Origin of the sequence: Mesorhizobium sp. M0664 (assembly GCF_040320565.1) — a bacterium.
GTDB lineage: Bacteria > Pseudomonadota > Alphaproteobacteria > Rhizobiales > Rhizobiaceae > Mesorhizobium.
Genome location: NZ_JAMYPW010000005.1, coordinates 1 through 13,025, shown reverse-complemented (window position 1 = coordinate 13,025; position 13,025 = coordinate 1). Strand labels below are relative to the sequence as shown.

Annotated in this window: 17 protein-coding genes and 1 pseudogene; 4 read left to right on the top strand and 14 right to left on the bottom strand. The window is 58.3% G+C overall.

Annotated features, from left to right (window positions below; genetic code table 11):
• Positions 1-43: 43 nt before the first annotated feature.
• Positions 44-751 (bottom strand): hypothetical protein, encoded by a 708-nt coding sequence (locus NKI39_RS09055; protein ID WP_352831485.1) that lies wholly within the window; start codon positions 749-751, stop codon positions 44-46.
• Entirely contained in the window at positions 748-2,061 is a 1,314-nt protein-coding gene (locus tag NKI39_RS09050) for a tyrosine-type recombinase/integrase (RefSeq protein WP_352831483.1), read from the bottom strand. Before NKI39_RS09050 ends, NKI39_RS09055 begins: the two co-directional genes overlap by 4 nt.
• 315 nt (positions 2,062-2,376) lie before the next feature.
• On the opposite strand from NKI39_RS09050, the gene NKI39_RS09045 reads away from it, so the two are divergent.
• Positions 2,377-3,762, top strand: a complete 1,386-nt coding sequence (locus NKI39_RS09045) for a tyrosine-type recombinase/integrase (protein WP_352831481.1) — start codon at positions 2,377-2,379, stop codon at positions 3,760-3,762.
• Between the two features lie 245 nt (positions 3,763-4,007).
• Here NKI39_RS09045 and NKI39_RS09040 read toward each other — a convergent pair whose 3' ends face one another.
• The 3 genes from NKI39_RS09040 to NKI39_RS09030 all read right to left on the bottom strand — a co-directional run bounded on the left by NKI39_RS09040 (position 4,008) and on the right by NKI39_RS09030 (position 7,919).
• Positions 4,008-6,392, bottom strand: coding sequence for a S8 family peptidase (locus NKI39_RS09040; protein ID WP_352831479.1), 2,385 nt, complete (start codon positions 6,390-6,392; stop codon positions 4,008-4,010).
• A 229-nt stretch (positions 6,393-6,621) separates the two neighbouring features.
• Positions 6,622-7,620 carry an AAA family ATPase gene (locus NKI39_RS09035; RefSeq protein ID WP_352831478.1) on the bottom strand — a complete coding sequence of 333 codons (999 nt, stop codon included), beginning with the start codon at positions 7,618-7,620 and terminating at the stop codon, positions 6,622-6,624.
• A 155-nt stretch (positions 7,621-7,775) separates the two neighbouring features.
• Complete coding sequence (locus NKI39_RS09030; RefSeq protein WP_352831476.1) at positions 7,776-7,919, bottom strand: hypothetical protein; 144 nt, start codon at positions 7,917-7,919, stop codon at positions 7,776-7,778.
• Positions 7,920-8,501: 582 nt separating this feature from the next.
• On the opposite strand from NKI39_RS09030, the pseudogene NKI39_RS34275 reads away from it, so the two are divergent.
• Positions 8,502-8,762 (top strand): annotated as a pseudogene (locus NKI39_RS34275) (hypothetical protein).
• A gap of 454 nt (positions 8,763-9,216) precedes the next feature.
• On the opposite strand, the gene NKI39_RS09025 reads toward NKI39_RS34275, so the two are convergent.
• From NKI39_RS09025 to NKI39_RS08985, 9 genes are all read right to left on the bottom strand, one after another.
• Complete coding sequence (locus NKI39_RS09025; RefSeq protein ID WP_352831475.1) at positions 9,217-9,462, bottom strand: DUF982 domain-containing protein; 246 nt, start codon at positions 9,460-9,462, stop codon at positions 9,217-9,219.
• Between the two features lie 140 nt (positions 9,463-9,602).
• Positions 9,603-9,887, bottom strand: coding sequence for a DUF982 domain-containing protein (locus tag NKI39_RS09020; protein WP_352831473.1), 285 nt, complete (start codon positions 9,885-9,887; stop codon positions 9,603-9,605).
• Positions 9,888-9,894: 7 nt separating this feature from the next.
• Complete coding sequence (locus NKI39_RS09015; protein WP_352831472.1) at positions 9,895-9,987, bottom strand: DUF982 domain-containing protein; 93 nt, start codon at positions 9,985-9,987, stop codon at positions 9,895-9,897.
• Positions 9,988-10,220: 233 nt separating this feature from the next.
• The gene (locus tag NKI39_RS09010) at positions 10,221-10,466 is read right to left on the bottom strand and encodes a DUF982 domain-containing protein (RefSeq protein WP_352831470.1); all 246 of its coding nucleotides are present in this window, start codon (positions 10,464-10,466) and stop codon (positions 10,221-10,223) included.
• Between the two features lie 4 nt (positions 10,467-10,470).
• Positions 10,471-10,647, bottom strand: a complete 177-nt coding sequence (locus NKI39_RS09005; RefSeq protein ID WP_352831468.1) for a hypothetical protein — start codon at positions 10,645-10,647, stop codon at positions 10,471-10,473.
• Between the two features lie 172 nt (positions 10,648-10,819).
• The gene (locus NKI39_RS09000; protein WP_352831467.1) at positions 10,820-11,047 is read right to left on the bottom strand and encodes a hypothetical protein; all 228 of its coding nucleotides are present in this window, start codon (positions 11,045-11,047) and stop codon (positions 10,820-10,822) included.
• A 121-nt stretch (positions 11,048-11,168) separates the two neighbouring features.
• The gene (locus NKI39_RS08995; protein ID WP_352831614.1) at positions 11,169-11,411 is read right to left on the bottom strand and encodes a DUF982 domain-containing protein; all 243 of its coding nucleotides are present in this window, start codon (positions 11,409-11,411) and stop codon (positions 11,169-11,171) included.
• Between the two features lie 41 nt (positions 11,412-11,452).
• On the bottom strand, positions 11,453-11,695 hold the full coding sequence (locus NKI39_RS08990; protein ID WP_352831465.1) for a hypothetical protein: 243 nt from the start codon (positions 11,693-11,695) through the stop codon (positions 11,453-11,455).
• Between the two features lie 71 nt (positions 11,696-11,766).
• Complete coding sequence (locus tag NKI39_RS08985; RefSeq protein ID WP_352831463.1) at positions 11,767-12,027, bottom strand: hypothetical protein; 261 nt, start codon at positions 12,025-12,027, stop codon at positions 11,767-11,769.
• 125 nt (positions 12,028-12,152) lie between these two features.
• Here NKI39_RS08985 and NKI39_RS08980 point away from each other — a divergent pair, with 125 nt between their 5' ends.
• Both NKI39_RS08980 and tnpA read left to right on the top strand, forming a co-directional pair.
• The gene (locus NKI39_RS08980) at positions 12,153-12,386 is read left to right on the top strand and encodes a DUF6894 family protein (RefSeq protein ID WP_352831462.1); all 234 of its coding nucleotides are present in this window, start codon (positions 12,153-12,155) and stop codon (positions 12,384-12,386) included.
• 242 nt (positions 12,387-12,628) lie between these two features.
• Positions 12,629-12,982 carry an IS66-like element accessory protein TnpA gene (gene tnpA, locus NKI39_RS08975; RefSeq protein WP_031239744.1) on the top strand — a complete coding sequence of 118 codons (354 nt, stop codon included), beginning with the start codon at positions 12,629-12,631 and terminating at the stop codon, positions 12,980-12,982.
• Positions 12,983-13,025 lie beyond the last annotated feature (43 nt).

The following is a 13,025-nucleotide window of genomic DNA, read 5'->3' as shown; positions in this document are numbered from 1 at the left end:
TTGATCGGCATTTCTCATAGCAAACGAACGCAAAAATTCTCGGTCAGTTCGTTTGTATCTTTGCCTTTTTAAGACGTCGAATGATGCCGACCATCCTTTCCCTATCGACAGATTGACCGGCCCTTTCCAATACCGGACCAGCTACAGCAGCAATGAAATTCATCATCGGACTGCCCGGTGCCGGAGATACCGAGCAATCACGCAGGCACTTGCCTTCCAATTCTGCCCATATCAGCGAAATTTCGTGAAGGAAATTGTCCCGATAATCCGTGTCACGTTTGCTCCGTTTTGATCCCTCTTCAAAAGATTCGACGCCCAACCGCTCGAGTTCCGAGCGCAACGCGCGTCTTGCGCACTCGCGAAGGAAATCGGATTCGGAAACTTGCCCCTGAAGCAACAGCCCAATCAAACGTTGGAGAGACCCGGCCTCAGAAGGATGTACTGGGAACGAACCATCTGGAGCCGGCGGTAGCTCGCCGATGTCCATGCTCTCATATACAGCCTGAGCTTTCTTTCGAAGTTCGATGCGGTTCACGGCTGTGAACTTGCGATCTGGTAGCTTCAGGGAAAACCGTATCATTCCGAGATAGCAGTTCGCCTCATATTGCAAAGGCGCAATATATCGGTCCACATTATCTCGTGACGGTCGCGACGTTGCAGCCGCCGCCGCACTGGCGATTTCTTCAATTTCCCCAGTTGAGTACTGAAAGTGGTCCCGATCGGATTTCCCCTGCCGAGATATGCCGGTCAAGCCGCCCTCCCCGCAATTGGCACTATCTCAGCGCCACCGTTGGTGATACCGGCGAGACGTTCTGCCCAACGGTTCAGAGCTTCGGTCTTTTCTTTCAGATAATCGTACCTGGCATAAACGCGGCTGGTGATCGTGCTTTTTGTTGCGCTCACGTGATTCAACACGTGTCCCACGACAAAGGGCGATATTCCCATTTCCTCCATATGGGTCGCGGCCGTGCGACGAAGGTCGTGTGCGGTCCAAGGCGCAACGCCGATGATAGACGTTACTGCGGCCTTTGTGACCTCCTCCCGCTTGATCGCCTTCGCTATCGCCGCACCGGTGACAGCGCCGCGAGCGCCTGGACCTGGAAACGCAAAGGTCGGAACCTCCCTATTCTTCCGCTTTGACAATGCATCGACTTCGGCGATTTGGTTTCGAATGATGGCGAGGGCCATCTCCGACAGCGGCACGAGGTGCTCGCGTTTGTTCTTCGAACGCGCGGCCGGAATCGTCCACAAGCCTTTTTCCAGATCGATTTCGGCGCGCGACATACCCGAAACTTCGCCCACTCGTTGGCCGGTCACAAGGCACAACCTTATGACGCGGCGCGTCGACTCTCGCATGTCAGCTTCCGCCAGGGCATACCACATTGTCTTGATTTCATCGGCATTAAGAACGCGGTCTCGCTCGACGGTCTCCGATGGTTTTTTCATGCCTTCCGTTAGGTTCTCGTCGAGATCGCCACGGGCGCGAGCCCAGCGGACCATGCTGCGCAGATCCTCGAAAACGCGATTGGCTTCGGTGTGCTTGCCTCGATCCTTGATCGCGTCGATGCTTTTGGTAATGTCACGTCGATGAAGGTCGGCAAGCCTGACGTCACCAATGCAACCCGGCGAAGCCTCTTCGAGCTTCTTGCCCTCCCCATCGCGGCCGGAAACATTCTTTCGCAACCGCCTAGCAATCTCTTCACCCGAGCGCTTCGTCGACGCGTGACGCTTGACGTAGTTCTCAACGAGATCAGTCACGGTCTGTGAGGCAGCCGCCGCTTTTTCCTCGGCGATGGGGTCCATCCCTTTCCCGACATCGCCGCGGCTGGCGCGTGCTTTCTCTCGCGCCGCCCCGAGCTTCAATTCCGGAAACGTTCCGAGCTTCATTCGCTGACGCTTGCCGTCGGATGGCCTGGTGTAGTGCAGATAAAAGGTGCGCGTTCCGCCCGAAGACGCGGTGACACAAAGACCCTTCACAATTGCGTCGAAATAGTCTGTCTGCCGACCTGTCCTCGGCTTGGCCGTCTGACAAAAACGATCTGTCAATTCGAGCTTTGGCAAGGCGTCCTCCGACCAACCGGCTTCGGTGATGTACGGAATGATGTACGCTAATACCCGCGCTGTGTCGATACGGTATGCGACAAGCTGAATGAGCTTGAAACCAAATTAAGTGGAGATATCAGCGCGTTGTCAGTCGCCTGGCGTCTTATGCCGACGCGTGAGGTATCGAGGGAAAACCTCTGTTAACCGGTTGGTCGCTGGTTCGAATCCGCCCGGGGAGCCACTTAATCCAGAAAAGTCTTGAAACCCAAGGATTGCAAGGGTTTCTGCTTCCCCAGAGATACACCGCGCGATACACTGCGGGGTACCCTGAGCATGAAGATTGACGTGAAGCATATACAGAAACGTGGCATTGCTGGCTGGCGTTATCGGCGCAAAATCCCGAAGGAAATGCGCGCCGCTGCGGGCAAGTTGGAAATCTTAATCCCTCTTGGGAGCACCGAACAGGAAGCCCTAAGGGCGTACCCAAAGGCGCATGCCCAGGCGGAGCAGCAGTTGCGCCTATGGTCGCGGCCCAAGAATGCAGTCCAAAGCCACGGCAGCTCCAGCACTCCCTCCCCGACCGAGTTTGAGCAGTTCAGGCAGAGCCGCGCTCGCCTCAAGGCGCTTAGCCTCGATCCTGAATGGAGCGGCGCAGAGGACGCCGAAGACCCCGAGGCGCTGGCTAGAGAGCTGATCGCGGAACACATCGCAAATAAATACCCGGTAGATGAGCGCGGCCACCCTGTCGGCATTGGGACTGAAGACCGAGCTCTTATTCACGCGCTGGTTCTCGGTGAGCGCCAGCAGCGACCGGACCCGACCCTTGAGGATGCCAAGCGGCTCTATCTCAAGGAGCGCGTCGGAGAAGACGAAACGAAGCGGATGGAGCTTGACAGGGTCTTCAAGCTCGTCAGAGACGCCTTGGGCAAGGACCGCAGACTAGGCAGCCTCAAGAGAGAGGACGCCAAGGAAGTCCGCGACCACATGCTCGATGGACGCAAAGCATCATCGGTGGATCGTTACCTGAACGTGGTCCGCGCCGTGATCAACCATGCCATCCGAGAGTTTGACCTAGCCGGCGTCATCAACCCATTCATGTATTTGGAAGCGGCGCCGAAGGACAAGGCCGAGCCCGATAAAGACAAGCGCCGTCCCTTCACTCAGGCCGAGGTCACCGCCATAACCGCCCGCATCGCGTACCATGCAAAGTCAGACCTTCAGCACATCTGGGCAATCCTAAATGGAACCGGGTGCCGCCTCGCTGAGGTCTCGGGCCTCCGTGCCGCGGATGTACACCTCGACCACATCATTCCCCACATCACTGTCGAATGGCACGACGACCGGCGCATTAAAAACAAGGTGTCCCGGCGCGACGTCCCGCTGTTAGGGGCCGCTCTGGAGGCGGCAAAGGAAGCCGTCAAAGCCGCCGGCAACGCAACGATGTTGTTCCCGGCTTATGGTCGGCCCCGGGGTCCGGCCTCAGCGTCTGCCGCCCTCGGGAAGCATGTGCGAGCCTGTGTGGTCGACCCGAAGGCCACCACTCACTCGCTTCGTCACCTTATGAAAGACCGCCTGCGCTTGGCCGACGTCATAAAGTCGGACCAAGACATTGTTCTGGGACACTCCTCGGGCAGCGTTGGGGAGGACTACGGGGGCGACGAGGTGCGACTTGAGGTGGCGAGACGTGCACTTGAGAAGGCGCTGGCCGAGGCAAAGTAGCGGACGATCTCACCCCCTGCCGCCCCCGGCACCACTCACTCATTGCGCCACCGCATAGAGGACTTGCTGGTCATTGCGGCGCTGGGGACAACTACGGGGGCGAAGAGGCTCGGCTTAAGGTGACGACTGAGGCCATGCTGAAGCCCCTTGACCTGCAGCCCAGCGCATCGCCAAACTGATCGAGAAGAATGGGCGACCAACTAGCTCTGCTGTAGGTGCGGCAACGCGCTGCAGCTGAGGTCTAACTATGCCATCGCTGCGACGGCAATTTGACCCGCGTCGACGTGCGCCTGCACTTCGGCGTCAATCTCCGCATAGAGGTCAATCTCCTTCCCCTCTGTAGTGATGGAAACCGCGAGGGAGTATCGAGCCTTCTCTGCGCCTCGCTTCTGCCCAAGGTGGGATTTCCACCATCCGCCAACTGGTGTGATTGCGATTTGATCATGGCTGGCTAGATCGACTGCATAGCCGCGCCACAGGTCGCAATGCAGCGAACCGGCTTGAACGGCCTTTGGTCCTAGCAGCCAACGACTTGGCTCGAGGGGGGTTTTATCGGCACCGATTAGCTTCTCCTTAGCACCATCGCCCGGCTCCTCCTCAGGGCGGCTAAGCCGCTCCCGGAACTCTTCGTGAGTCTCAAGCCGCTTTTTCAATTCGAACCGAAGCCCGTAGGACCGATAGGTCTCTGGCCGAGTTGCGGCTCGTCCTGACAGGTTCGGCTCTACGAAGTAAGAGAGCGTGACCTTCATCACAACGATAGCGTTCTCAAGCGCTTGCAACGCTTTACGTGGCCACGGCAACCCATAGAAATGCATCTCGTTGAACACCGCGCTGCCGGCGTTCCCAATCTTGAACGGCTGGATTTCCGCCTGAGCGAGCAGAGTGACGTCGTTCCGCGCTGAGGCGATAGCACGTCCAAGGTTGGGCACGCCGAACCCCACGTCTCGGAGAAGGAGTTGCACTGCCCCTTTGCTAATGCCCTTCCAATGGGAGCCACTTCCGATGAGCTTTCGCCGAATCGGGGTTGGCCACTCAGCCGATTGGACGACCAAGGCGCGGTATGTTTCGGGCCACAAGCCGGGCACCGCGGCCTTGAGTTGCCCAACGAAATTGCCGGCCATTGCGGTTGCGGCACTGGTAGCCCAGAAGGGCACCAAAGGTTCTTCGCCTACGTTGGAACCTGTTGCGAGAAGAGAAACCGCCGGATGCCAATCACAGTCATCGGCTTCGTTGACCATCATGTTCCCGGCTTCAAAGAGTACCTCAGGCTTGATCGGTGTGAGGTCTCCCACGAGGTTCTGAGAGCCGGTGCTAAACGGACTTTTGTCGTTTACCGCCGCAAGGGGTCTTAGATTCGCCAGCAGTTCGCCTTTCGTTGTGAATCCCCCGACTGTTAGCGCATTCCAACTCTGCGCTGGGTCTTCGATGGTGTGGTGTTCCTCGACTTGAAGCCGAGGTCCCCCGATTACGTTGCCGCCTGCCACCAACAAGAGGCGCTTCGAACGATCCTTGGCAGCAATGTCATTGTCGACTTCGACTGGCATCGAGCCCGCACTGATTTGATCTAGCGCTCCGCTCCATGATGAAGGGGCGTCGGGAGCGAATAGACCGGTGGACGATGCGATGCAGAAGCTTCGCGGTACATTCGGGCGCTCGAGTTCTGCAATAGCAATCGCGGATTGAGTTACGATTCCATAGGCCGACGGTCGGTTGGCTGGAAAGCCGTGTGGCGGCAGAAATTTTACCGACTCGACATTGTGGCTCAGGATTACTGGTTGATTGTCATTTAAACGCCAAACTAGGTCCCCATAGAGAACCATGCCGGCCATTGGCGTTCCGTGTCCCCCATGTGGGTGATGGTCATCCGTGCCCCATCGGTCGTCGATAGTCCAAGCTCCAACAACGCCGGGGGCGATGAGCGGATGGGCAGCAGCGACACCTGTGTCAATGACGCACACGGCGGGAGCATCGTCAGGGGGAGCTTGGATGCGGCCCAGAAGCTCGTCGACCCAATCGTGCTGCCCGAAGCCATCACCGCTCAGTTCTAGAAACGGCTCGATACTCCCCTCGGCCCTACGCACCTCCCAAACAGCACCGGGAATGCGCGCGACAAACGGCGCCAGAGTTGCGGCCGAACCGTGAACGAATACGACCTCGGAGTCAGGGAACTTCAGCCTTTCGTTATGAACCACAAGGCCAGCATTTTGAGCAGCGACAATTACGCTAATAGTGCGAGGGCCGGGCTTCGCCGTCGACGGCTCCCTTACCCACAACTCCCACCAGCCCGCCTCCGGCGCTTGGAAATCGACTTCGCCGCCAAAGAGCGTTCGTGGGTCGGCAGCCCGCACAACGTCGATCGGCTCGAACTTCGGTACATCAGGGCGTTTTTTGTTACCCAAGTTCTCCGCGCCATAGGCATTTATGCGACCAAGAAGAAAGTTGCGCGCATCGTCGGGGACAAAAAGGACAGCCCTTTCAGTCCTGTCCTCCCGACGTGTGGAGCGCAACACCACAATGTCTTGAGCTGGGTAGTCGAGCGCAGGTGTTTTGGATGGCCCACGGAGACCGCTAGCGGGAACCATCGTATCGAGTTCGACAATCGCACCCCGCCTCTGCCCGACGATGGCCAATCGTGTGTCCTCACCGGGAGCAGGAATAGGGCCAAGCGCGGCAGTAAGGTGCTGAATTAAGAATTGCGCGTGAGCGTGGTAGTCCTCGCGGCGTGGGTCGCGATTTTGAGGCCGATTGGGAAACTCGTATTGTGCAAGCACTCGGAAAGGGTCAACTCGTACGTGCGGCAACTCGTGCGCCGAGAAATTATCACCTTCTCCGGCCATTGAAACTGCTCCCCCAGAACCGCTAGCGATGTGCGTTTAGTCGCCCTTTAAATGCAACACGGTCAGCAAGTGCCGCACGAAGAGCGGACAATGAAAGAGTTCCGACGCCTCCCAGGATCGCATCCTTAACAACGGTATCAGCTGCACGGACCAATTCGCCTTGGCTGAGGCCCTCAGTTGCGCTTGCCACTTCCGTCCAAGCCTTCCCTGTCATTTTAAGCCGTCCAAGTCGGCGAGTCAGAATTGCCCGCGCCGCTAGTCTGTCGGGCACGTCATACTCGACGATCTCATCGAATCGCCTCGCCAGCGCCTTGTCGAGGATTTCCGGGTGATTGGTTGCGGCCACAACAAGGCTGTCTGTCGCATTCGGCTCCTCCATGAAGGTTAGAACCGAATTGAGCACTCGTCGAATTTCGCCGACGTCATTGGTATCGCCTCGACTGGAGCCCATAGCGTCAAATTCATCAAGCAAATACACCCCCCGCGTCTTTGCAACTTGGTCGAAGAGGAGCCGAAGCTTGCCGGCTGTTTCGCCGAAAAAGCGGCTGAAGAGTGAGTCGAGCCGAACCGTGAAAAGGGGGAGGCGCAGGTCGCCAGCAAGCGCGGAAGCCGTCATCGTTTTGCCAGTGCCAGGCGGGCCAACAAGTAAGAGATGGGTTGCAGGCACCTGTCCGTGGTTGCGCAACAGGGCGCGTTCCGACTGCTCCCTCACGACACGATCAAGCCTAGCCCGAACGCTGTCGGCCAGTACCATGCTATCGAGGCTCGCCTTCGGATAAGAGCTTTGAACAAGATCTTGGAGTTCTCCCCGAGGGCGCGCAAGGGGGATCACAGATTGCCCCTTAGGCGGGGTAGTTCCCCGCTCACGCATCCGTTGGACCAATCTCTTCAGCTTCTCTGCGTCGGCTGTGTTGCCACCCCGCGCTTCTTGAGCAGCCACCTGAAGGGCAATAGACATGAATTGATCTTCATCGCCAGCCACGTGTGAGCTGAGAAGTGCAATGAATTGCTTTGTCGACATCAGCGCTCCTCCGCAATCGATGTTCAAGGAAGACTGGCGGCACTCAGTGCATGTTCCGAGTCCCGACGCTATAGCAGAGTCCAAGTTTCCAAGCCATTTCGCTTCGGATCAAACGCGACGGTTCCCACCTCGCAAAGTTCCGCCTTCAGCCGATCTCACTTCTCATCGCTCCAGATAACCCGCCGCACCGTCCTGATCCCGGCAAGCCGCCTCACCTGGATGCCCTGCCGTTCCCTTGCAGACGGGTTTTCCGTCTCCGCATGCATGTACTCGTTCTTGCCGCACCGTTTGCAACTCATTTTGCTCCCGACCAACTCAGCCTCGATGTCCCCGAAGATTTCCTTGAGGTCACTCGGTAGGTACCATCGCTTGACGTTGCATAGCCCGCAGCGGACCAGCACGAGCTGCCCTGCGTCATGGGCGTTGCTGAGCTTCCATTCGCCTCCGCGCTTTCGTCTTCCACCAGTGTCAGGCATGACCCAAACTAGGAACACATTCCTCTCTCGGTCAATTCGCCATTGACAATTTCGTTCCCATTTTGTTCACTACTGGGGACGAGCCATTAGGAGACGCTCATGTGGGATGACATGGGTCCCTAGACAGCCGGCAGAGAGACTAATAGCCATGGGAGAACAAACCGAGAGATCGCAGGAACAGCAACTTGATCCTGCCGACTGGGAGCTTGTGACCGACGAAGCCATAGCTGCCCATGGTAGTGCCAGAGAAGCAGTCAAGGTGCTACTTATCGCCAACGCTGCCCTCGAGCGTGAGCTGGCCCTAGCGGCCCCTGCTCTGAGCCATGGGTTTAGCAGGGGATGGCACCGCCGAAGATGGTACGCCAGCGACACCGAATAAGTTCGCGCTACAGAAAGGCAGCCCGCATGCCGGACAGCATCCTTCCTCAGCAGAAGGCCCCCAAGCTTATCGTCGTCACCGCCTTCGACCGCGATGAGACCGGCGACCTTCAGCCCGTCTTCGGGCCACGAGCAGCAGACCGAAGAGCGGGCGATAAGGACCGCCAAAGCCCTGGCGACGAAACATGCCGGTGTCATTGCGTGGTCCCGTGATGCTAACCCGGCGCTGGGCGAATACGGTGAGCCAACGACGCTCTTCTTAGGGGCGACGTGCCCGACATGGAATGACGGGCCGCGGTACCCTTAGGCTCCCCTGACGTTCTCCTCGGGGTGTAGCCGAGGGGGGCACAGGGACACAGAAGACCCCCTACCTACTTCTTCTGGTCTTGAGGGTGGCACTGATCTCTTTGAGCTCTTCCAGTATCTCCCGCAGCAGGTCATTTGTCTTGACCGACGGGTCCTTTGGAATCTTCATTTCTGGCAGCATGTCAGGACGCCGGCCTGTATTTACCGTCTCTAACTGTACTCATGCACTCACCAAACGTCCTGAGGATCCATTCCCTGTTTGGCGACTTTGCATCGTTCGTAGGCCCCCCGCGCAACCAGTAGCCTTCCACGGCCCCAATGTGAGTCAGCAATTTGTAGGCGACTTCTTCAGGCGCCATGTCTTCCCCTCCCAGTGTTTGAAAACAATCAAAGGTAGTAATCAGACGCGGGACGTGGTGGCAAGCGGAATGCAGACCTAATCAGCGGAACCTAGCATCCCCTCCTCCTCGGCAGCGGCCAGGAATGCCTTACGAGCCTCCTCAGGTTCCATCTGGTCGGCAATGCAGGCGATGCAGACGCGCACCGCTTGGTTCCATTTGGGGCCACGCTTGGTCCACTTCATCAGCTCCTGGCCGGCTGCCTCGACGTTGTTCACGTTCCGGGTCAGACCAGCGCGCTCGGTCCTCACAGGGACCGGAGGGGAGAACCAATGGGTTGCCATGGGGGGAACTTAGAGCGGCACAGGCCTGCCGACCAACGTAGGTTATAGGGAACGATGTAGGCCCTCGCGGGTTTAGAACTCGCAGCGGTCGGTTCTTCTCTTGGATGTGCAGCCGCTGTGGGGGCTCTGCCGCCTTTCTCTCACAGGGCGGCGGGCCTCCTGGTTCGTGAGCGCCAGTTGCGATTGGGGGGGAGTAACTCCCCTCCTCTTTTGGCAGCAGCCAGGAATGCCTTACCAGCCACTTGAGGTGACACCTTATCGGCCAGTGCGGCCGTGCAGATACGTACCGCGAGGTCCCACCGATGTTCCCGGTTAGTCCACTTCATGAGTTCCTCGGCCGCACCCTCGACGTGGCTGATCGCGACGCGGACACCTGGGTGGTCGGTCCTGACGTAGACCGGAGGGGAGAACCAATGGCGAGACATAGAACTCCTAATCAGCAAAGAGCATACCCTCCTCCTTGGCTGCCTCCTCGAACGCGTCACGGGCCTGCTGGGGGGACACCTTGCCGCTCATCGCATCCATCAGGCGCGCTCCGCCTTTTGCCACTTAGGGCCACGCTTGGTCCACAAGACGAGTTCCTCGGCCGCAGCCTGGACGTGGTGGACCCGTAGCGGAAGCCGTCATGCTCCGTCCTGACGTACACTGGAGGTGCGAACCAAAGGATTACCATTTGCGGAATTTACAGAAGGAGTTACTCTGCGCCAGCTTCCGGTCGGGAGTATTGGGTTGAAATTTCCGGGCGTCAACCACCAGCCCTAATCAGAGGACCGTAACATCCCCTCCTCCTTGGCGGCAGCCAGAAACGCCTTGCGAGCCTCCTCAGGTTCCATCTCGTCGAATATCACGGCCATGCAAACGCGCACCGCGAGGTCCCAGCAAGGGCCGAGCTTAGTCCACTTCATCAGCTCCTCGCCGGCTGTCTCGGCGTTGTTGACGTTGCGGATGATCCCGGGCCGCTCGGTCTGGACGAGGACCGGAGGAGAGAACCAATGGAGTGCCATACAGTCACTCTTTGTCGGCCCTATCAAGTTCCTCCAGCAAATACCTTTGCTCGGCCGGCAATTCCCCTTCTACAGGCAGATTTAGCAGGTTGCGAAGGTAATTGCGGATTACCTCTGAGGTGATCCACCGCCGCACAAGTTCGGCAATAGCCTTCCGTTTGGCTTCATCGATTTCAGCCATGTTCGGGCCTGCATGTTTGAAAGGACCGAACTGCACCGCGAGCGGATTTGTTCCTTTGAAAGATGGGCGGAATGTTTGGTGGAAAATTCGGCCGGATGATCGGATAACTGGCTCGCGCGAAGACTAGGCGCTCTCGATACTATAATGGGTTGAACCAGTGGAGAGCCAGCGGCTATTCGCGAACGTCGAACGCCACAAACAGGCCAAAGGCTGGGGCAACATTGACAATAAGCTCCACCAGCTCGCAGTCAGTTTCCGCCAGATGTGGCCCATCTCGGCGCACTGCTGCGATAGTGTCTTTTATGGAGATGATTTGGCCGCGACGGGCTTGTAGAATCAGCTCGTGAACAAGGTGTTTGGCCGTCACCTTGTCGGGTCGACAGTCCGCGCAAACGTTCATACGAGGCCTCCCACCTCAGCGAGAACCCAAGTGGGAATTTATGGATCACTCCACGGAAAAATCAATGTTCGAATCGTACTGAATAAAGGACTGAATCTTTGGGAGAAATTTTCCCCTCGTCCTACGGGGAAAGATACATCTTGGCTTCCTTGGCGGCAGCCTCAAAGGCCCTTCGTACCACCTGAGGGTCAATCGGATCGCCCTCCAGGTCTGACAAGCAGAGGGTCACCGCCTTGTGCCAGCGAGGTCCTCTGCGGGTCCACGTCTTGAGCTGCTCAAGGGCTGCCCTCGCATTGTCGCAGCCATGCCTGTCGCCGGTTTCAGTCTTCACGAACACCGGAGGGACGAACCAATGGGTTGCCATGGGGGGTAAGTAGGGCGGCACGAACCCGCCGACCATCCGAATCATGGTGGGTCATGCTCGGTCCCTTCTCGGCAGGAGCGGGCAACAAACCGAAGGCGTTCATAGAGAACGGCCTCGTCGAACTCGCCGTCCGAGAAGAGTGCCATTGCGCTCACGCTCAGGCGCTCCGCCTGTTCGCTTCCTACTGGAATGCCTTGCTCGGCGCATACACGATCAAAGACCTGCTTCAACAGAACCAGATCGCCAGGATAGGCAGTACCACTAGTTGAGCTGCTGCTGGTCATAGGCTGTCACCATTGGGGCGGACGCGCGGTGGGCTCTCGTGCCAGAGCCGAATGCCCGAGCCTCTTAACCTTCAAGTCGCGCGACTCAGAGCAGATGAAACTACAGCCGCTTCCGTTCCCGGCAGTTCGAACAGCATGGGCAGGTGGCGACACTCGGCTTCGTCCACGATCAGCTCCTCGATAGTCGCGATGGAAAGATGGCTTTTGAGGCGCAGCCGGACAACCGCCGCCAGTTTGTGAACGGGGACCGGTACCGCCCCGGCGTGATGGGCTAGCAGAGTATTGATCTCAGCAACTACCTTTGGATCGACGGCGTGGGGCAATGGCAGCATGAGAGCGTTCCTTAAGTAACTCTAGGCGGATCGCGGCGATGTGTCTGGCCGCGTACGTTTTTAACCAAATGTCGCGGACATCATTGGAAGCGTGAACCATTCCCGGCCATGGTGTGTTTGTAGGAATGCCTCGCTTTTTCTTCGATTTCACCGACACCGGCCAAGTCTTCCAGGACATGGAAGGCACCGATCTGCCCGACCTCCAAGCTGCAAAACAAGAGGCGGTAAGAGCCTTGGTCGAAATCACCAAAGATAAGCTGCCGGATGGTCTCTATCGAGAGTTTGTGATGAAGGTACGCGACGAAAGCGGCCACAGGTTCGCAGAGGCAATGCTCAAGTTTGAGCTGCGGGAGCGCTAGACGTCTTCAAAATGGTTTCCGCCTGGGACAAGTTTGAGATAGTAGCTGCTCGATTGAATGAGCGCCGCGCGCGCGCAGACATCGAAGACCTTCGGCAGACCATCGACGAAACCCGCCGTGTAATCGCAGCTTCGCGTAAGCTGTTGGGATACCCTCCGGCGAAGGCCGCCTTGCGAGAGGACGGCACGGTAGCGAGGCTGCGCTCTTAAGGTCGCCCTTACGAGCGAAGTTAGCAGCACAGCATGAGCCATGTGACGTTATTGACCGGGCCTGAGCGTCGTCGTCGTTGGCGTGAAGAGGATCAGTGCCGGATACTGGCCGCGGCATTCGCGCCCGGGGCCACAGTGGCGGCGGTAGCGCGTCAGTACGATGTCGCGACCAGCCTGATCTATAAGTGGCGCCGCACGGTGAGAGCCCGCGAGACGGGCTTTGCCGAAGTTGTCGTGGCTCCCGATGAGCCTGTCGCCGTTTCGCGGCCGGCGGCATCCCCAGCGGTGATCGAGCTGGAGGTCGCCGGCAAGGTGCGGCTGCGGATTCCGCTGACCACGCCGCCAACACTGGCGGCAGCGATGGTGAAGGCGCTGGGCGTTTCATGATCCCGGTTCCGAGCCAGGTGCGGATCTGGTTGGCGGTCGGCCG